Source organism: Mesorhizobium sp. M0862 (genome assembly GCF_040319795.1).
Classification (GTDB): domain Bacteria; phylum Pseudomonadota; class Alphaproteobacteria; order Rhizobiales; family Rhizobiaceae; genus Mesorhizobium.
Window position 1 is genome coordinate 1 of sequence record NZ_JAMYOJ010000062.1, and the last position, 826, is coordinate 826.

The 826-nt window shown below is 54.7% G+C and carries 1 protein-coding gene; it reads left to right on the forward strand.

What is annotated here, in order from left to right:
• On the forward strand, positions 1-452 hold a 452-nt coding region (locus tag NKI15_RS31935; RefSeq protein ID WP_352888194.1), incomplete at its 5' end, for an amino acid ABC transporter ATP-binding protein.
• Between the last annotated feature and the right edge of the window lie 374 nt (positions 453-826).

Genomic DNA, 826 nt, shown 5'->3' on the forward strand with positions numbered 1-826 from the left:
CGGTGCTGATGAACTGCATGGCAGCCCCGATGTGGATTAAGGGTATGTCCGAGGCCGAGGCCAGGGAGACCGCACTAAAATTCCTCGAGCGCGTACGCATACCCGAGCAGGCGAACAAATACCCGGCTCAGCTCTCCGGAGGACAACAGCAGCGCGTCGCGATTGCCCGGTCTCTGTGCATGGAACCTGCTGTCATGCTCTTCGACGAGCCGACCTCCTCGCTCGATCCGGAAATGGTCGCCGAGGTGCTCGAGACGATGACCAGTCTCGCGCGCGAGGGCATGACGATGGTCTGCGTCACCCACGAGATGGGCTTCGCGCGCTCCGTCGCCGATCGCGTCATCTTCATGGATGCAGGCCGGATTGTCGAGGAGGGCACGCCGAACGACTTTTTCACCAAGCCCCAGAACGAAAGAACAAAACTGTTTCTTAGTCAGATCTTGTCGCACTGAGATTCCGTCGAATTGTGTGCATTTAATCGAGCTTGCTGAGGACTCAAGCTAGTATCTTCCATCAGTTTGGAGCTGCTGGCTAACTTTGGGATAACTCTCTTCTGTTTCATCGTGTGCGGTCCACGGTTGCAGAAGATCCCGACGACAAGGCGGAAGGGTCCACAAACGGCTTGTTAGTCGATCTTGGCTTCTGACTTTCAGGTATCTGACCTTGAGAAAAATGGCACCGAAAACAGTATTGGCCGCCTCGCTCGAATCGATTGCGGCTGTTTAGATTAAGAATGCAGCGCCCGCAGCGCAGTTGGAAAAACGACCTCTGTTTCCATTTAAACCAAGCCTCCGCGTAACAGACGGGCAAATTTTTAAACAACCAG